The organism is Pseudomonas sp. X10 (assembly GCF_054889225.1).
Window position 1 is genome coordinate 357,743 of record NZ_CM142677.1, and the last position, 16,723, is coordinate 374,465.

25 protein-coding genes are annotated in these 16,723 nt (G+C 60.7%); 4 read left to right on the top strand and 21 right to left on the bottom strand.

The window, feature by feature from the left end:
• Window positions 1-2 precede the first annotated feature (2 nt).
• The 14 genes from ACYU03_RS01615 to ACYU03_RS01680 all read right to left on the bottom strand — a co-directional run bounded on the left by ACYU03_RS01615 (window position 3) and on the right by ACYU03_RS01680 (window position 7,864).
• Window positions 3-149: a DUF6890 family protein gene (locus ACYU03_RS01615; RefSeq protein ID WP_371858534.1), complete on the bottom strand. Its 147-nt coding sequence runs from the start codon at window positions 147-149 to the stop codon at window positions 3-5.
• A gap of 20 nt (window positions 150-169) precedes the next feature.
• Entirely contained in the window at window positions 170-457 is a 288-nt protein-coding gene (locus ACYU03_RS01620; RefSeq protein WP_461887804.1) for a putative phage tail assembly chaperone, read from the bottom strand.
• On the bottom strand, window positions 454-948 hold the full coding sequence (locus ACYU03_RS01625) for a lysis system i-spanin subunit Rz (protein ID WP_461887805.1): 495 nt from the start codon (window positions 946-948) through the stop codon (window positions 454-456). Before ACYU03_RS01625 ends, ACYU03_RS01620 begins: the two co-directional genes overlap by 4 nt.
• The gene (locus ACYU03_RS01630; RefSeq protein ID WP_461887806.1) at window positions 936-1,466 is read right to left on the bottom strand and encodes a lysozyme; all 531 of its coding nucleotides are present in this window, start codon (window positions 1,464-1,466) and stop codon (window positions 936-938) included. Before ACYU03_RS01630 ends, ACYU03_RS01625 begins: the two co-directional genes overlap by 13 nt.
• The gene (locus ACYU03_RS01635) at window positions 1,463-1,669 is read right to left on the bottom strand and encodes a hypothetical protein (RefSeq protein WP_461887807.1); all 207 of its coding nucleotides are present in this window, start codon (window positions 1,667-1,669) and stop codon (window positions 1,463-1,465) included. The genes ACYU03_RS01630 and ACYU03_RS01635 overlap by 4 nt, the downstream gene beginning before the upstream one ends.
• Complete coding sequence (locus tag ACYU03_RS01640) at window positions 1,666-1,884, bottom strand: TraR/DksA C4-type zinc finger protein (protein ID WP_461887808.1); 219 nt, start codon at window positions 1,882-1,884, stop codon at window positions 1,666-1,668. Before ACYU03_RS01640 ends, ACYU03_RS01635 begins: the two co-directional genes overlap by 4 nt.
• Window positions 1,884-2,333 (bottom strand): phage protein, encoded by a 450-nt coding sequence (locus tag ACYU03_RS01645; protein ID WP_461887809.1) that lies wholly within the window; start codon window positions 2,331-2,333, stop codon window positions 1,884-1,886. The genes ACYU03_RS01640 and ACYU03_RS01645 overlap by 1 nt, the downstream gene beginning before the upstream one ends.
• A 3-nt stretch (window positions 2,334-2,336) precedes the next feature.
• Entirely contained in the window at window positions 2,337-3,452 is a 1,116-nt protein-coding gene (locus ACYU03_RS01650) for a DUF2586 domain-containing protein (RefSeq protein WP_461887810.1), read from the bottom strand.
• Between the two features lie 10 nt (window positions 3,453-3,462).
• Window positions 3,463-4,143: a phage virion morphogenesis protein gene (locus tag ACYU03_RS01655; protein WP_461887811.1), complete on the bottom strand. Its 681-nt coding sequence runs from the start codon at window positions 4,141-4,143 to the stop codon at window positions 3,463-3,465.
• Window positions 4,136-4,588: a phage tail protein gene (locus ACYU03_RS01660; protein ID WP_461887812.1), complete on the bottom strand. Its 453-nt coding sequence runs from the start codon at window positions 4,586-4,588 to the stop codon at window positions 4,136-4,138. The genes ACYU03_RS01655 and ACYU03_RS01660 overlap by 8 nt, the downstream gene beginning before the upstream one ends.
• Complete coding sequence (locus tag ACYU03_RS01665) at window positions 4,585-5,046, bottom strand: head completion/stabilization protein (RefSeq protein WP_461887813.1); 462 nt, start codon at window positions 5,044-5,046, stop codon at window positions 4,585-4,587. Before ACYU03_RS01665 ends, ACYU03_RS01660 begins: the two co-directional genes overlap by 4 nt.
• A 96-nt stretch (window positions 5,047-5,142) precedes the next feature.
• Entirely contained in the window at window positions 5,143-5,877 is a 735-nt protein-coding gene (gene gpM, locus ACYU03_RS01670; RefSeq protein WP_461887814.1) for a phage terminase small subunit, read from the bottom strand.
• The gene (locus tag ACYU03_RS01675) at window positions 5,874-6,893 is read right to left on the bottom strand and encodes a phage major capsid protein, P2 family (protein WP_461887815.1); all 1,020 of its coding nucleotides are present in this window, start codon (window positions 6,891-6,893) and stop codon (window positions 5,874-5,876) included. The genes gpM and ACYU03_RS01675 overlap by 4 nt, the downstream gene beginning before the upstream one ends.
• Window positions 6,893-7,864 carry a GPO family capsid scaffolding protein gene (locus tag ACYU03_RS01680; RefSeq protein ID WP_461887816.1) on the bottom strand — a complete coding sequence of 324 codons (972 nt, stop codon included), beginning with the start codon at window positions 7,862-7,864 and terminating at the stop codon, window positions 6,893-6,895. The genes ACYU03_RS01675 and ACYU03_RS01680 overlap by 1 nt, the downstream gene beginning before the upstream one ends.
• 162 nt (window positions 7,865-8,026) lie before the next feature.
• On the opposite strand from ACYU03_RS01680, the gene ACYU03_RS01685 reads away from it, so the two are divergent.
• The 3 genes from ACYU03_RS01685 to ACYU03_RS01695 all read left to right on the top strand — a co-directional run bounded on the left by ACYU03_RS01685 (window position 8,027) and on the right by ACYU03_RS01695 (window position 11,191).
• On the top strand, window positions 8,027-9,877 hold the full coding sequence (locus ACYU03_RS01685; protein WP_461887817.1) for a terminase large subunit domain-containing protein: 1,851 nt from the start codon (window positions 8,027-8,029) through the stop codon (window positions 9,875-9,877).
• Window positions 9,878-9,929: 52 nt separating this feature from the next.
• The gene (locus tag ACYU03_RS01690) at window positions 9,930-10,862 is read left to right on the top strand and encodes a phage portal protein (RefSeq protein ID WP_461891352.1); all 933 of its coding nucleotides are present in this window, start codon (window positions 9,930-9,932) and stop codon (window positions 10,860-10,862) included.
• Window positions 10,863-10,936: 74 nt separating this feature from the next.
• Window positions 10,937-11,191, top strand: a complete 255-nt coding sequence (locus tag ACYU03_RS01695) for an ogr/Delta-like zinc finger family protein (protein WP_461887818.1) — start codon at window positions 10,937-10,939, stop codon at window positions 11,189-11,191.
• A 390-nt stretch (window positions 11,192-11,581) separates the two neighbouring features.
• Here the strand turns inward: ACYU03_RS01695 and ACYU03_RS01700 are convergent, their stop codons facing one another.
• The 7 genes from ACYU03_RS01700 to ACYU03_RS01730 all read right to left on the bottom strand — a co-directional run bounded on the left by ACYU03_RS01700 (window position 11,582) and on the right by ACYU03_RS01730 (window position 16,392).
• Window positions 11,582-11,833, bottom strand: a complete 252-nt coding sequence (locus ACYU03_RS01700) for a hypothetical protein (protein ID WP_461887819.1) — start codon at window positions 11,831-11,833, stop codon at window positions 11,582-11,584.
• A complete protein-coding gene (locus ACYU03_RS01705) occupies window positions 11,833-12,090 on the bottom strand; it encodes an Arc family DNA-binding protein (RefSeq protein ID WP_461887820.1) in 258 nt (85 codons plus the stop codon). Before ACYU03_RS01705 ends, ACYU03_RS01700 begins: the two co-directional genes overlap by 1 nt.
• A gap of 10 nt (window positions 12,091-12,100) precedes the next feature.
• On the bottom strand, window positions 12,101-12,340 hold the full coding sequence (locus ACYU03_RS01710) for a hypothetical protein (RefSeq protein ID WP_461887821.1): 240 nt from the start codon (window positions 12,338-12,340) through the stop codon (window positions 12,101-12,103).
• A 62-nt stretch (window positions 12,341-12,402) separates the two neighbouring features.
• Window positions 12,403-12,645: a hypothetical protein gene (locus ACYU03_RS01715; RefSeq protein ID WP_461887822.1), complete on the bottom strand. Its 243-nt coding sequence runs from the start codon at window positions 12,643-12,645 to the stop codon at window positions 12,403-12,405.
• Window positions 12,642-13,004, bottom strand: a complete 363-nt coding sequence (locus ACYU03_RS01720) for a DUF7673 family protein (protein ID WP_461887823.1) — start codon at window positions 13,002-13,004, stop codon at window positions 12,642-12,644. The genes ACYU03_RS01715 and ACYU03_RS01720 overlap by 4 nt, the downstream gene beginning before the upstream one ends.
• 469 nt (window positions 13,005-13,473) lie before the next feature.
• Window positions 13,474-16,164 carry a toprim domain-containing protein gene (locus ACYU03_RS01725; RefSeq protein WP_461887824.1) on the bottom strand — a complete coding sequence of 897 codons (2,691 nt, stop codon included), beginning with the start codon at window positions 16,162-16,164 and terminating at the stop codon, window positions 13,474-13,476.
• A gap of 9 nt (window positions 16,165-16,173) precedes the next feature.
• Window positions 16,174-16,392 (bottom strand): hypothetical protein, encoded by a 219-nt coding sequence (locus tag ACYU03_RS01730; protein ID WP_461887825.1) that lies wholly within the window; start codon window positions 16,390-16,392, stop codon window positions 16,174-16,176.
• A gap of 94 nt (window positions 16,393-16,486) precedes the next feature.
• On the opposite strand from ACYU03_RS01730, the gene ACYU03_RS01735 reads away from it, so the two are divergent.
• Window positions 16,487-16,723 carry a helix-turn-helix domain-containing protein gene (locus ACYU03_RS01735; protein WP_461887826.1) on the top strand — a complete coding sequence of 79 codons (237 nt, stop codon included), beginning with the start codon at window positions 16,487-16,489 and terminating at the stop codon, window positions 16,721-16,723.

The window sequence follows — 16,723 nt, forward strand, 5'->3', positions numbered from 1 at the left end:
GGTCAATTACCGTTGAAAGCTCGTGATATGCCGTTGGCTATGGCGATCTCCATTCGCCGCCAGTGCTCGTCCTCCAGCCATTTGGCTGTGCCCAGGGTCTCGGGCGATCGATCGGCACCAGGTAGCCAGCGATCGGCAAGGGCCAGCAGTTGGCCCAGGCCGTCGTCGGTCAGGCGCTCAGCGTGGCCGAGCGCTTTTTTACGGTGACTTCAATGGTCGGGGAGTACTCCTCCATCAGCGCGCCGGCGATCTGGATGGCCGCGACCGGGTTGGCCAGCAGAGGCTTGAGGCGCGCTTTCTGCTCCTGGTTGACGGCGGTCATCAGCAGGTTGTGGGAGGGCGCGACCTTGTTGGACTGGGTCATGCTGTTGATGTACTTGGTCATCAGGGCCGGGTCGACGGTGAAGTCGAACTCCTGGTCGCCGACTTCCAGGGTGATCTCGGTGCGTTCGGTCATTGTGCTGCTCCAGGTGTAGTGGGTTGGGTAGGGCAAAAGCTGTCGATGTGGTCCTGCAGCCCCAGGATCATTCGCTCGCTGAGGGCGAGTTGATCGAGGAGGGTGAAATAATCCGGTCGAGCGTTTGGCGAGAGTTCGGCGGCGGCTCCATCAACCATGCCGGCGGTGCCGGTACCGGCGGACACTGAGGCGACGGGGCAGCTGGCTTGGATGAGCAGCCGCTGATCGCCAGTACCGACAGAAAGGCGCAGATCCTGGTTGGTCTTGAGGGCATTCCTCAGCTCCTGAGTGTGTTTGGCGTCATTCGCTGCAGCGGTTGCCAGGCGCTCGGCGCTGATCCTGGCGGCCTCGCGCAGGCCAGATGCTTCTTCCCTTGCGGTGTCGCGCTCCGATCGGGCAGTGTCGCGTTGCTGCAGTACCTGGTCGAACAAGAACCAGGTCCCGCCGGCAAACAGCAGGGCACCGAGCAGTTGGATGATCACGAGGCGCATAACTTCGCTTCGTCCAGCTGGCGAGCGTGCAGACCGCGCACGAACACCTTGTTGCCCTTGGCGTCGGTGACGTACGCCCACACGGGGCGGCCATCCGCGCCCCAGGCGAGCGCCTGGCAGCCTTCGGCGACACGGCCGGCGTTGATGAGCACCAGGGCGCGGCTCGCGCAGGTGGACGGCGTTCCAAAGTGGTGGCCGTGGCTGCTCAGCGCGTCGAAGGTGTTCTGGCTGATCTTGTCGTTGGTCAGGCAATCGGCCAGGGCCAACTGGCCCTTCTCGACCACCATCTGCTCAACCTCGGCGCAGCGCTCCGGCGACCAGTAATCACCGACGACAACCGGGTAAGGACTGGTGTGATGGGTGATGCCCTTGCACACGGTCGGCAGGCCCCGGGCCAGCTTGTCGGCGTAGACGACGTTCTGTCCTTCGCCCTCCCACTTGCCCAGGAATGCCATCAGGGTGCTGCTGCCCAGCACCAGGGCGATCGATCCCGTCAGGATCTTGTTGCGCAGGCTCATCGTTTGCCCTTCCAGTCGCGCACCATTTGACGGTACTTGGGGACCAACAGAAGGATCTGCAGCACCATGTAGAGGGCGGTCAGCATGTAGGCGACCGCCGACCAATCGACGGCGCCGATTGCACCGGTAGCAGCCACGCCGATCGCGGGCGAGGCCTTGGCCAACGCAATAGCGGTGTCCTGGGCGGCCTGATTCGCGCTCATCGCTGAACACCTTTCTCGAAAATGGATTGGCAGGGGACGCAACGGGTCATGCCGCCGAGTTCGCGGCGCGCCTCGGGGATCTCGTCGTCACAGTCTTCGCAATGAGTGAGGCTCGGTCCGGCCGATCGCGCCCGGGCCTTGGCCAGGGCGGCGTCGATCGCCTGGTCACGCTGACGCTGCTCCACGTCCTGGGCACGGTCGAACGGGCAGACCATCAGCGCAGGCCCTCGATCTCGGCGGCGGCCAGGTACGGCACACCGTTGATGCGGATGAAGTCTGGACTGGTGACATCGAACGGCACCTTGTGCTTGTGCTTCTCGCCGCCCTTCGAATCGATGTTGAGCAGGCTGGAGATCTTGGGCTTGCAGCCGAACGCCTCGACGCGGAGCTCGTCCGTCGGGGTCTTGGCGTAGAACAGCGAGTCGAAAGGCTCCAGCTGACGGAAGCTACCGGCAGCGCGGGCCGCGTCGATCAGCAGGTTGAAGTTGGCACTGTCCAGCTCCAGTTCGCCGCTCGCGGCCACATCGCCTTCGACGTAGCCATCCGGCACGCCGCCAGTCTGGGCCACAGCGCTGTTGTCGGTAATGTCGAGGGTGACGGTTTCAACGTGGATCTGCAGGTCGCCCACGGTGATGTCGAAGTTTTTGCCGCCGATCTTGGCCATGCGTTACTCCTCGTCGTCCTGGCTCAGGTCCAGGGCGATGTTTGCGGTCAGGGTTTTCGGGCAGTTGAGGGGGCGCAGCTTCAGGTACGCCTCTACGGCGGTCTTGCTGGTCCAGACCAGGGTGATCGCATCGTCTGCCGGCGACTCGATATCGCCCGGGAACTGGGTGCCGGCGAAGACAACGGACTTAGCCATGTCACGCAGCGGCCGCATGAGCGCGGTCTTGTTCGCCGCCATCGAAGTCGGGGAGCTGTTCAGCTTCCGATCGGCCACACGCTGGATCAGCAGGATCCGCACGCGGCGGGCCGCCTTGTCGACGATGCGCAGGTACTCGACCACCTGGTAGTCGCTGCCCGGGGCATCGAGCATGTTGCCGTCGCCCCAGAAGGTGCCGGGGTAGTCGGGATAGGTCTGCGGTACCGACAGGCGAGCCTTGTCCAGCTCGGCCAGCACAGCCGATGGCAGAGGGACCCCGTCCTTGTCCACCGGCACCTCGCCGAGGCCGACCACTGCGCCGGTGGCCACACGCATCGGGCTGTCGGCGATGCTCACGTCCGCCCGGGCCAGGCGTCCGGCGAGCACGCCCTGGTTGTTGCCGTGCAACTGCGGCACGCACAGCACACGCGGCGCCGCCACATTGGCGACCAAGGCCTTGGCAGTGGAAAGGTAGGTCGACCAGTCCTGGCCCGCGATAATGCCGTCGATCGCGGCCATGATGAAAATGCGACGGCCGTACTGGGCACTGATTTCCAGGGCCTTGGCGTGCATGGCATCGAAAACGGCCTTGTCAGTGACCGGCACGGTGACCACCACGGCTTCGACCGACACATTGTCCTGCTGGGCCTTGTCCAGGGCCTCGGTCCAGTCGCCGCCGGCGGCGATCGGGGCGGCCATGCACGCCCATTTGTCGCCGCCGTTCTGGCGAGCGGCCAGGACCTGGGTCTTCAAGTCCGAGGCAGCGGTCCCGAGCTCCTGGTCGAGGTCGCTCTGGGTGTTGAGGGGGATCAGCTTGCCGACGTTCTTGGTCGCCGGCCCGATGAACAGGAAATAGCGCTCGATCTCGGTCACGGCGCCCTGGCCGAGGTTGAGATTGTTGACGCCGACTGTGCCGAGTGCCATGGATTGCCTCTTAGCGGGGGGAATTGAGGATTTGTTGAAGCACCTGGTTCACCAGCAGGCTGGTGTCCCGGGCATGGGTCGCACCGAGGAACTGGCGCTTGGGCAGCTTGATTTCCCAGCTGTCGGCGCCGGTGGACTCGCCCCGGGCTTCGTCCAGGACGCGAATCAGGACACCGGCCTGCATGTAGCTGACGTGCTCGAGGATCCAGGCCACGGATGGGCGTGTGAGGCGCTTCTTGCCGGCCTGGCGCACCTTGAAGCCCAGCCGACGCAGGCGCTTGGCCTGCTTGTCGGTGGCCTTGGCCCCTTCCTCCACCTTGTTCCAGCGGCGCATCTGCTGGGCCGTGCGGCGCTCGGTAGCGCCGTTGTGCTGCTGGGCAGCGACCCAGGAGGTCAGGTTGTTCTTCCAGCCCAGGCGGGCTTCGTCGGCGGTCAGGCTGGTGACCTGGATCAGCTTGCCCAGGCCGGCCTCCATCTTCTTCTGCCCGGGTTCGGGGTTACGGCGGGGGGCAAAGGGCGAACCGTCCAGGTTCTGCTGGCTGCGGATTCGCTGGCGGCTCATCGTCCGGACGCGCTTCGACACGTTGTTGAGCAAGCGCCGGCGCAGCCGTGGCTCCAGCTGCAGCAGGGCCAACTGTTCGCGCACACCGAGCATGCCCCGAACGTCCTGGTCGAACAGACGGCTAGCCACGGTTGATCACCTCGCCCTGCTCAGCGATCCAGAGGTCATACGGGATGAACGACCAGGTCTTGCCGAACGCCTCGATCTCGCCGGCGTCATCCTCGGCCAGGTACTGGGGCTCCACGAACTCCAGGACCAGCTCCACGTCGAACAGGTCGTTGTCCAGGTCCAGGGGCTCGATGGTGAAAGCCGGCTGTGGAAGGTCATACCGCTCGCGGTCTGGGTCGTGGGTTTCGAGCCAACTGCCGACCAGGGCGACCAGGCGGGACGGCGAGCCGTCGAAACGCTCCAGGTCGAACACGGCGCGATAACGCATATCGGCCATGTGCAGGCCGCGCTCGGCTTCCTTCCAGATGAGCTGGATGTCCATCTGCTCGGTCCAGCTGCCCAGCTGCTCAGGGGGAACCAGCTGCCGATCGAGCAGGTAGGCGGTCAGGTCCTTGAGCAGGATCACAGCAGCACCGCCGTGATGCGGCTGCGGCCCTGCAGGGCGCGTACGGCTTGCTGGCTGAAAGCCAGGTAGGTTTCGGCACGCTCAGGTGCTTCCTTGCCGGTGTTCTCGGCCACTTCCCGACGGGTCACGGTGGCGAAGTCGGTCAGGGCGGTGGCTTTGGCCCGGCAGTACACGGCGCGCTTGTACAGCTTCACCTTCAGCGATCGCTCAGGCAGCACCATCGGGTCGGCGGTGGCCACCTCGGTGATGCCCGTGTTTTGCCAGCCAGCCATGAGGCGCTGCAGGTCCGCATTGACCTCGGCCATGGCCAGTTCGAGATGAGTGATCAGCACGTCGCTCAGGTACTCACCGGGCAGGCGGTAAGCCTTCTGGTATTCAGCCAGGGAGAGGTCCGGCCAGAAGCCGTTGTTCTCGATGGTCTGGTCCACCACGGTGGAAGTTCTGCCTGAAAAGCTCATTGCTGATCACTCGAAAAGGGCGGGAGACACCGTTGCCACGGGGCGGGCCATAAATGGCCGACTCGTTTCACGGGTCCCCGCTGGGGGGGTAGTCGGTTACGGGTTTTCGGGTGGTAGTCGCGGTGCCGCCTGCTGTTTGCGCAGTGCCTTGCGGGCGTTCTCGATGCGGGTGTCCACACCGACCTTCGAATACAGCTGCTGAGCGCGCTCCAGGTGCTGCAGAGCGGTGGTCCAGTCCTTGGCCTCCTGGGCACGGATACCGATCAGCTTGTGGTACTTGGCCGGGATCTGTTCCGGCAGGTCCCATTCGCCATCGACACGTGGCAGCAGATCGGACAGGTACGGCTCGGGGCTACGCTGGGCCTTGTATTCCTCATAGGCCCATTCGCAGATCGCGTCCGCGACAAAGGTCTGGATGTCGCGGCGCTTGAAGCGCTCGGGCATCTTCTGGCCTTGCGCGATGGCAATGTCTGCGAGCTCCAGGGCGTCCTCGAACTGCGCGGTGTCGAACAGCCAGACCATGACCTGGACCAGGACACGGTTGGGCATGACCAGGCCGGACTCGACGTAGCGCTGGACGTAGTCCTGGTACTTGGGCAGCAACTCGTTGCGCTTGAGGTCCTGGCGAGAGGCCAGGCCCTGGATCGCACTCAGGCGCTCCAGGTCCTGGTCCAGGCTGGCCTCCATCAGCGCCAGGTGCTTGCGAGCATTCGCGGGGCTGCTCAGCGCCTCGGCTGGGGAGTAGGGCAGAGCAGCTGCGGCGCTTGCCGTAGCTGCCGCTGCCGTGCCCTGGGCCTGAATCCGGCGCTTGTGAGCTAGGGCAAGGCTCATACCGTTTCCACCGAGTCCGATTCCAGGTAGGCGAATTTGCCCAACTGCTCGATCACGTAACCTTCGTTACGACCGTTGTAGTCCTCGACGCGGGAGCGCTTTGGATTCTCGAGCAGGTGGCGACGCCAGCTGGAGTCCTGGAAGTAGATGGACAGGTTGTCCCAGGAAGTGACCAGGATGCCCTTGGGTGGGAAGAACGGGATCAGGAACGAAGGCTTACCGCCGTAAGTGGCGATTACCTGAGCGTCCTCGATGCGCTCTTTCTCGGTCGGAGTCTGGCCTTGTGCGGCGTACAGCCTGCCCTTGTCATGAGCGAGCAGGTCCGAGCCGACGATAGCGATCAAGTCGCCTTCATCACGGAAGACCGGATCGATCATTTGGGTTACGTCATGCACCGCCGCGTCGAGGTTTTCATAGTCACCGCCCTTGCCGATCTTGATTTTCACGGCAGGGTCGTCGGACTTCAGGACTTGCTCAGGGATCAGCTCACGGGCTTGTTGCAGCCAGCCCTTGTTCACATCCTGGAGCATCGGGAAGTTGGTCAGATTGGTCTGCAAAGCGACATGGGTGCCATGCCAGCCGATCATGATGCGGTCCAGCGCAATACGCTTCTGGACGGCGGCCAGGTACTTTTGCGCGAACTCGGGGAACTTGGCCCAGGCGTCGATCGTCGCGAACTTCAGCGCCACATCGGTCTCAGTGTGGAACAGCTCGTAGAAGTTGTTCTTGAGGTCCAGGAGGTGGCGCGGCTCGCGATCGTTTTGGTCGGTGTCGGTGCGGCTGGTGGCCGGACCATTCAGACCCAGCAGAACCTTCTCGCCCTTGATCTCAGAGACCGGCACGACGTTGATACGGCCCAGGAAGTCCACGCGCTCGGTGATCTGCTCGTTCAGTTCCTGGGCATGGGTAGGCTCCACCGCAAAGGTACGGGCGGCGTTGTCGGTGTTGTACGCCTCGGCCAGGTCGTCCTGGAGCTGCAGATACTGCTCTGCAGCGCGTTGCGACAGGGCGCCCATTAGCGCAGGCCCCCGCCGCGTTTTTTCTCACCAGCAGGGCCAGTGGTACGCTTCACCTGACGGCGGCCGGCCGGGGTGTTGAACATCTTGGCCACGGTCTCGTTCAACTCTTCTACGCGGGCGCTCAGCTCCTTGATCTCGTCCTTGCCCTTGCTGCCTTTGCCGCCCTTGCGGTTGAACTCGCGGTTCTCGTCGGCCTCGTCAACCACGTCCTGGACGGCGGTGCCCACAGCCTCGACCTGCTCCTGACTGTCGTCGGTGTCGACGCCTTCCAGGACCGGTTCCAGGACAGCCTGGAAGCCGGCCACAATGATTACGAGTTGATCAGTCAGCGCCTTGAGCGCCTTGGCTGTTGCTTCATCCATTGGTTTGGTCTCATCGGGTGAGTTGGGATTGGGAGTAGTGGTGTCGGCGAAGCGCTTGCAGAGGCCGGTCAGGGCGGTGAAGAAGCGGCGCAACTCGCCCGGTTGCTGGCTGCCCTCGCGGAGGGAGCCCAGCTCTACGGCGGCGCAGTAGTAGGAGGTCTTGTCGTAGCGGTTGCCTTTGCGGCCACGCTTGGAGAAATACAGCTCTTGGGTACCCAGGCTCGCTGGCGAGTCGGTGACAGCCAGACCGGTCAGGTAGAAACGGCCGGTGTTGGCGAAGTCCGGGGTGATCTCCACGCTGGTGAACAGCCGCTTGCCCCGGTCATTGAGGTAGAGCAGGTCATCGTTGGGCTTGAGCTGCGCTTCCAGGGCGACCTGGCCAGGCTGCAGTTCTGGGTCGTCGTTCTCGGTGACCAGGCGCACTGCATAAACGGTCCCCAGGGAGCCTGGCTCGCGCTCGTGCTCATCCCAGATGACTGCGGTGTAGACCGAAGGCTTGTAGGTCTCGGCGCAGTCGACCAGTTCCTGCACGGTGATTTCGCGCTTGTCGGCAGTCCAGCCGCTGGTGGCAACACGTTTCCAGTAGGAGACAAGGGAGCGGGGCATGGTCGGTGAAGCGCTCAGTGGTGGTCGATGAGCGCCAAGATAGGGAGCCGATCGGCACTGGCCAAACGGTTTGCTTGAGCGAAATTCCTATTTCCACGATCTAGGAATTTCGCTCACTTTTAGGTCGAGTTTGTGGAGTTTTCGCCGCATAGACTGCGGCGCATGAATTACTCCATTGAGGTCAAAGAGGCGGCCAAACGCCTCTACCTGCGTCGGGCGTCGGTGAAGGAAATCCAGGCTCAGTTGAAGCTGCCGAACGTGCGGATCATCTATTACTGGATCCGCCAGGGCAGTTGGGACGAGATGCTGACCGATGAGGAGCCGGTGACCGCTGTCAGCCGGCGGATCACGCTCATCATGGAAAAGCAGGAAACGCTGACGGAGGGCGAACTGAAGGAGCTGGAGCGCCTGACAGCACTCCGTGGGCAACTGCTGAAACAATCGAATCGCCCGCCTGCGCCGCCGGCGAATGATGCAGTGGATCCCGATCAGGACGAGCAGCGCGGCCAACGCCGTGAGCGTCGAGATCGAGGCGACAAAGGCGAGCGTGGCGGCAAGCGCAAAGAGAAAAAGGCCAAGAACGACATCAGTGCACTGACCGAGGTGGACTTCCTGGAGAAGTTTACCTCCACCATGTTCGGCTATCAGCAGGAGCTGTTCGCCGCCAAGATGAATCCATTGACGGCGCGGATCCGCAATATCCTGAAGAGCCGCCAGATCGGGCTCACCTATTACTTCGCTGCCGAAGCGTTCATGGATGCGGTGCTGACAGGTGACAACCAGATCTTCCTGTCCGCCAGCCGCGCCCAGTCAGAGGTTTTCCGCAGCTACATCGTGGCCTTCGCCAGCAAGTGGTTCGATATCGAACTGACCGGGAACCCCATCATCTTGAGCAAAGATGGTAAGCCCTGGGCTGAGCTGCGCTTCCTGTCCACCAATGCGAATACCGCGCAGAGCTACCACGGTCACCTCTACGTCGATGAGGTCTTCTGGATCCCTCGCTTCGACAAAATCCAGGGCGTAGCCAGTGGTATGGCCGCTCATGCGAAGTGGAGACAAACCTACTTCTCCACGCCCAGTGCAGTTACCCATGAGGCGTACCCCTTCTGGACGGGTGAGACGTTCCGCAACAGTAAACGCGGAAAGAAAGCAGGTGCATGGCCCAGCGAGGCGGAAATTCACGCGGGCACACTCTGTCCTGATGGCCAGTGGCGCAAGATCATCACCTTGGAAGATGCCATCGCCGGCGGCTGCAATCTGTTCGACATCGATCGCCTGCGTTTGGAGAACGACGAAGAACGCTTCGAGCAGCTGTTCATGTGTAAATTCATCGACAGCACTCAGTCGGTGTTCAGCCTCGCGGACCTCGAAAGCTGCTATTCCGACCTTGGTCAATGGAAGGACTACGACCCTACCGCACAACGTCCGTTCGGCAACGCTCCAGTCTGGCTGGGCTACGACCCGAGCCGTACCCGAGACGATGCGACCTGTGTTGTTGTCGCGCCACCTGCGGAGCCTGGTGGACAGTTCAGGATCCTGGAGAAGTATTCCTGGCGTGGACAGTCCTTCACCTACCAGGCCGCCCAGGTCAAGAAGCTCACCGAGCGCTTCAATGTCCAGCACATCGGGATCGATACCACCGGTGTTGGGATCGGGGTGTACGACCTGGTGTGCGACTTCTATCCACGCGCCAAGCAGATCCATTACAGCCTAGAGACGAAAACGACCCTGGTGCTCAAAGCTCAGGATGTCATCCAGGCCGGCCGCATCGAATGGGACGCGGGCTGGACCGACATCGCTGCCGCCTTCCTGACCATCAAGCGCGGTACTACCGGCAGCGGTCAGATCACCTTCAGCGCCTCGAGGACGGACGCCACCGGCCACGCCGACATCGCCTGGGCGGTCATGCACGCCCTGCACAACGAACCTTTGAACACCAACAAGCGGCGCCGTAGTCGCTACCTGATGAGCACAACACATGGCCAAACGACGCAGGAACAACAAGCCCAATAAGCAGGGCGTGCACAAGCCCACACGGGTGTTTACGTTCGGGGAGCCAGAGCAGGTGCTGACCGCCAATATCGGCGAGTACCTGGGCGTGTTCGCCAGCGACGACGGACGAATCTACAAACCACCGGTTTCCCGGGCTGGCCTGGCCAAGCTGCTGCGGGCCAATGCGCACCATGGCGCTATTCCGAAGTTCAAGCGCAACTTGTTGCTGCGTGAGTTCATTCCATCGGTGGGTTGTAGCGCATACACAATGGGCTGCGCAGGCCTGGATTACATGGTGTTCGGGGAAGCGTACTTCCTCACTCATTTTAACTTCGCCGGGCATGCCCTGGAGCTTGAGCATCTGCCGGCCATCAACATGCGGGTGAAGGTGGACGGCGGCTTTGTCCAGTTACTGGCGAATGGTCAGGAAGAGGAGTTCGATCAAGACGAAATAATACATATCAAGGATTACGACGTTGAGCAGAACATTTATGGAATCCCTGACTACCTGGGCGGCCTCCAGGCCTTGTTGCTGAATGAAGCGGCCACATTGTTCCGTCGCCGTTATTACAGCAACGGTGCTCACGCGGGTTATATCTTCTATACCAACGATCCGAACTTATCCGAGGAAGATGAAGATGAGCTGCGAGCGCAGATCGGGGCCAGCAAGGGCGTGGGAAACTTCCGCTCAATGTTTGTGAACATTCCTGGTGGGCATGAGAACGCCATCAAGATCATCCCCGTAGGTGACTTTCAAGCGAAGGACGAACTGGAGAAGGTGAAGAACATCACCAGGAACGACATCATTGCGGCTTGGCGTATGAATCCCGCGTTGGCCGGCATTATTCCTGAAAATAGCGCAGGCTTTGGTGATATCGAGAAAATTGATCGTGTTTATACCAGCAATGAAATCAGACCTATCTGCCAGTTGTTCAATCAAGTTAACGAAGTTCTACGGGACGACAGGCGCATTGCTTGGCGAGAGCCTGTCGTGGAGAAGCCTTGAAGGCAGTTGACTAGAGGCATTGGGCACCACTTTATGGCAAAATAGTACCCAATCAGGAACCCTGGGGAGGGGATATGCGAGTTTATTGCAAGGAATGTAATGGGAAGGGGCGGATCTCATCTAGGAATGATATTTCCAGGGAGTTCTCATCTCTCTATTGCACGTGTCTCGATTGCGGTCATCGTTGGGTTGCTCACCTTACGTTCTCGCATACCCTGACCCCTTCGGCGCAGATGATGGACCGGCTGGTCTTCGATCAACTGCGGGCTTTGCCCAGGGCACGGCAGCAAGAAATATTTCAACAGCTTGGCGTTATTGAGGCTCGGTAGGACTTTAGCCGAACTTCAATTTTTTCGAAGTCTTGTAGTAAGTGTGACGACAGTTGAATAAGTCCAACTCTTCCCCTCGGCGAGAGCTCTGCAACATGCACGTCCGTCAAAAGGGCGAGCATGTTGCCGTGGCTTTCGATGTCGTCGGCCAGCTGAGTGAGGCAGGGCGCTGGTTGTGTCATGGCGGAACTCCGTTTTGCGTGATGGCACATAGCCAATAGTTTGTTATCCAAAAAACGGCCAGTCAAGGGTTTTATGGGTATTGAATTTTGCATCTGAGTTGTGGGATTTATTTCTTGAGGGTCCTGATTTCAGGCCTGTGGATATCTATTGCATGAAAACGAAAAATGGGCGCCTAGGCGCCCATTTGTATATCCATTGGTTACTAAATTAGTATCCTTTCAGTTTATGTTTGAGTGAGTTTATTCTGACCACGCCAAACTTCCTTTCCCCGGCTTCATTCTCAAAGCCCACCACAAACATGTCGGATGGCATTGGAATCACCACCATGCCATCACCAGGATCGTGATAGAGGCGCTGGGAGGCCTGCATCAGGAAAAAGTCAGCAGGCAGGGCCAACTGGCGGCGCGCCTCCTCGATCTCGATGTCCGTCACGGCGACCAGGTTGCCGTCGATCAACATTACGCGGCCTCCGATTCAGGCTGCAGTTGCGCCTGCAGCTCATCAATACGCTGCAGCAGAATGGCGATCGTCTTGGCTTGCTCCTCGGCCAGTTGGTCCTGGGCGATCGAGCGCTTCAAGCGGTTGACGATCTCCGAGTTCATGCTGCGGTCGTTACTGTCGGCCAGCACCGCGATGTCGGCGCGCAGGCAGTCGGGCAGACGGACGACGAACTTGTCAGCGGTACGGGAGCAGGTGGTCGTGTATTGCTGTTGCATGCTGTTTTCCTCAGTTGAATGTGGTGCGTGGGTGCGCCGCCAGCAGTTGGCGGACGATGGCGGCATCGTGGGCGGATAGGTCGCCAAGTCGACACGCCATGTCGGTCACGCTTTCCAGTTGTGTCCGGGCTTCCGGGGTCTTCATGACCAGGAAGCCAATCAAGGCACCGCCAACGATGGCGGTGGCCTGCAGGTGACGCGGCGTTGTGGTAGCCTTCGAACCACTGCCGCTTGGACTGGGTGCTTGCATGTCGCCTCTCCTTCTAGTGGTGGTTGGTGCCAGGGAGTTGCAGCTCCTTGGCACCGTCTCTATCAGCCTTGGGTCACGGGTTTGGCCGTGAACACCGGGCGGGTCACGCTTCGAACTTCAAACACTCCCAGGTCCATTCCATCCACACGCTGCAGGTGCACCTGGCAGGTTTCGGGTGGCGGCTGGTTGCGCCAGAAGTCGCTGGCCACCAGCTCGGCCAAGTCCTTGGGGTTCGCGAACAGCAGGTAGGTCGCGGGCATCTGCAGTGCACCTGGCTGGCCGTCCACGGTGTATTCCACGTTCATTCCAAAGCCTCCGGCGCCCACTTCTCGATCAGTTGCTGCCAGATCGCGCTGCCGTTCTGGATGCGTTCATGCACCTCCAGTTCGGGCCGGTAGTCCATGACCAGGACCTGCAGGCAATCCTGAAAAAGGACCAGGTCGAGGCTGCGCAGGTCGGTCAGATCGAAGGGGAAGTCCTCCCCGTTGTAGAGGCCCAGCAGAAAGCGGCCCAGGACGCGGCTTTGGCCGCTGTCACGAAGGGCGATTGGAACAAGGCGGTTCAGCGCTTGAGTGCCGGCGGTGACGATCGCAGGGCGACGTTGCTCATGTGCCTGGACTGCAGCCATCGCGGTGGCGAGGTTGTGTTTGGTGGTGTCTTGCATGGTGTTGCTCCTCGAGGTGCTTGATTGCAAAGGTGGTGGGCTCAGTGCCCGGAAACTAATGCGGCGCGTATACCCCCCGTACATGTGGAATATCTGGAAGGTCGGTTGGGAGGTGCTGCTGCAGGCCCCGTGCTTGCTGGGCTGCAGGTTTTTTCAGTTCCTTCCACCTGGGGTGGAAGGTGGTGGAAGGTCGAAATAGCCTCGTTGCTCTGTAGGCAGCGCCACGCTTGGGCTACAGCCGATTTACGGAAAAGCCCTGGAAGTGGAAGGTTGGTGGAAGGTGGTGGAAGGAGATTCCTTCCAGTGCCTTCCAGTGGCATGCGGCTTGCTGACCGGCTGTAACTACCTGTATTCATTGACTTATTTCTATTCCTTCCAGATATTCCAGATGTTTTAGGGGACTACTCAGAAACTCCGAGCACACACCGCAGGCGGCTCTCACGAACGTCTATCCACCCGAGCTGGCGGGCTATCCACCTTTCCGGAACACCCAGCAGTTCAGCGATCGCTGCTCGATGCGGGAGTGACATTTGCGTGTCTCCAGGAAGGTGTGGGTGCGGCTCTGTTTCAGGGCTTTCTGCAGCAGTACGGTGGGTTGCGCTTCCAAGCCTGCAGCGCGGCACGCTGACTGGAAGTGCTGGATGTTGATGGCGATCAGGCTTTTGTCGCTGCTGTGGTTCAGGGTCTCCTGGGTCTCCTGGCGACGGCCGTCAGCGTCTTCGATCGTCACGATCCGTTCGTTGAGGTAGTGGTAGGCCTGCCAGAACTGGGCAGCGACTTTGTTTTCGGCTGTGCGGGTTTGCTCTCGATCGAGGGCACGCGCCTCCAGGTGTTTGGCCAGTGCCTCCATGTCCCGATCGGACCAGGCCGGAAATAGCGCCTGGGTGGCCTTGGCTGCAGCCAACACCTGAGCATGTGTCTGGATGATTCGGGCATGGCTCACGCCACCGAGCGCCGTGAAGCGTCGTTCACAGTCGGGGTACACCTCGAAGTAGCGCTGGAGCCAGGTGCTTTCCTGGCATAGCACTGCTCGCAGATAGCCACTCAACTGTTCCACGGGCATTGCCTTGAGCCGATCGGCCACCACTTTCAGTTCTGGCGTGTGGTGGTCGCAGGTCATGTGCAGGTACACGATCCGGGTGATGATCGCGTCCGAACCTTCCACCATGGTGTTCTGCGAAATACAGATGGCGCCCCGGAAAATCAGCGCATCGGTGTCACTGTTGCCGGTCTTCACGCCGGTGACGCGCAGCTTGGCGTTCTGGTCGAACAGCGACTTCATCTCGTCCCAGTTGTACTGGACGATCACGGTCCGCCCCATGGCGTCGGTGGTTTCCTTGTCGGACTCCAGCAGCACGACCGGCAGGTTGCTCACTGCAGACAGGGAGCGCAGCAGACCGATCGCCGATGCACCGGATCCGCTTGGCTTAATGCCTTCCTCATTCTTGCGGCCGGCCAGGCGCCACAGGAAACGAAGCAGCGTCGACTTACCCGCACCGGCGGCGCCCGTCAGCTCCAGGAAGGTCCAGCCTTGTTGCTTCCCTCGAATCTGCTCGGCGAACAGGGAGCCAGTCCACCAGGCCAAGCTGGCCAGACCGTTGAGCCCAAACACCTTGCGGAAGTCGATGAACCAGGACGGGTCGAAGGGCTCCCCACGATGCATGGGATAGCTGCGCGCAGAGGTTTTCAGGCCTTCGCCCTTGATGTCCAGAAAACCGTGTTCGTTGACCATGATTTCCTTTCCTTTGAAGAAGCCAAACTCGGGGTAGCAGTAGGCGCCGGTTGCTTCGTCGTAGCCCACGAATGGCAGCGTGCGAACGACGTTGGGGTCACGTAGCCAGTCCTTCTTCAGCATGCCCAGGACCTTTTCGCCGCCCTCGAACATGCCGCCGGGGGTGCGCTCGAGGAGTGCCTTGGCGAAGCCTCGGGGCTCTGTGATCGCACTGGGCGGCAGGGGCTCCTTGCAGTTGAGCCGGCGGTTAGGGAATTCGAACTGGAAGAAGTAGCGTTGCTCACCACTGATGGCGTCGCGCTCCAGGTACTCGAAACGTGGGACGCAGTTGGCCACCTGACTGATGGTTGTGTGCTTGGTGAACTCGGTGAGATACCCGCTAGGCTCCTCGCCTGCCTTGCGAGGCATATCGTCCAGGTCCTTCTGCAGCTCAGAGCTGCGCACGCTGGCCGAATACAAGCAATGCCCAAACTCCACCAGGAAGAACGGCAGTTGTCGGCGGGTGTACAGCAGGTAGGCCTTTTTCATGGGCGACCCGGCACAGAACAGTTGCCCCTGGTACAGCGCATCACGGATGAACACGTCATCCAGCTGACCATCGCGATACACGTCGTCCCAGTCACGTTCGCCAGCAAGCGCTACCAGACGGATCTCGGACATCTTGCGCAGACGTTCGCGGTACTTCGGGATTACCTCATGGCCGGCCTGGTCGTCATCGAGGGCTATTACCCAGCGAACGCCCTTGCCCTTGTTGGCCTCGATGATCTCCCAGGGGAAGTTGTTGCAACTGATGGCGGCGATCGCCTTGTACCCGGCCAGCCACAACGCGATGGCGTGGAAGATGCCCTCCACGATGAAGACCAGGTCGTCCTTCTCGTAGGTCTGCCCAGCGGGCTCCCAGCCTTTCCCCTTGTATGTCATGCCGTAACGAATACCGGCCTTGTCACCGTCGTTCGCCGCGACGGCGCGCGCATCGATGATGCGCTCCCAGTAGCCGTTGCCTAGGGGAAAGCGCACGGTGTCGGCAAATGAACCGTCGGCCATCTTTCTCCGGGCCTGGCTGTACCAGCCGGCGATCCGGGTGATGTCGAAGCCGCGGCTGCGCTGCAGGTAAGCGTCTGCAGTAGCGTTGGGGTTGTCCGGGGTGGACGGGAAACGCTCGCTCAGGTTCTCGAACAGGTGGCGGTAACGGTCGCGGGTCTTCTCTTCGAAGCCGCATTGATTCAACCGGTTGCACTTGAGCTGGTAGGGCTTCTGCTTGCTGATGTAGAGCGAACGCTTGCTACAGCCTGGGCATACGCCCTTGTTGTAGTAGTCCTTCGACTCGTCCTTGGTCAGGAAGCTCAACTCCGGATCGTGCTCGAGGGCGGGGATCACGTCCTCGAGGTAGATCCGATCGAAGTGCTCCGGGGTGATACGTGCGTTCATACCTGGCCCTTATTGCTTGCCAGCCCGGCGAGCGTTTTCCGCTTGCTCGGCCGCTTCCATTGCGAGGTGGACCATGTTGATAAGCACCGCAGATTTCGAGCCCTCCGTCTTAGGCCGGATGATGTAGCGCCCCAGCTCAATCTCACGGCGAATAGCCGAATCCGATTGACCGGAGCGCCTGGCGTACTCGCCAACCGTGACGTAGGGCGTGTCGATCGTGATCTGCATTCTGTTAACCTCTCGCGGAATATTGGGGACATAAGTTCCTATATGGGATCCATGGTGGGTCCTATATAGGTTCTTGTCAAGAGAGAGGTGAGAAATGGATTTGGCAGCGAAGCTGAAGGCGATTAGGGCGAAGGAAGGCGTGACGCAGTCGGAATTCTGTGAGCTAGTGGGGTTCAGCTTGAGCACCTACAAGAAGTACGAGTCTTCGCTGTTTGAGATGGGTTTCACTGCCGTATCGAAGGTGGTGAATCACCCGCGATTCATGAAATACACGCTGTGGCTGATGATTGAGCAGACCGCACCAGAAGCCGGCCAGGTGAGCCCGGTTTAG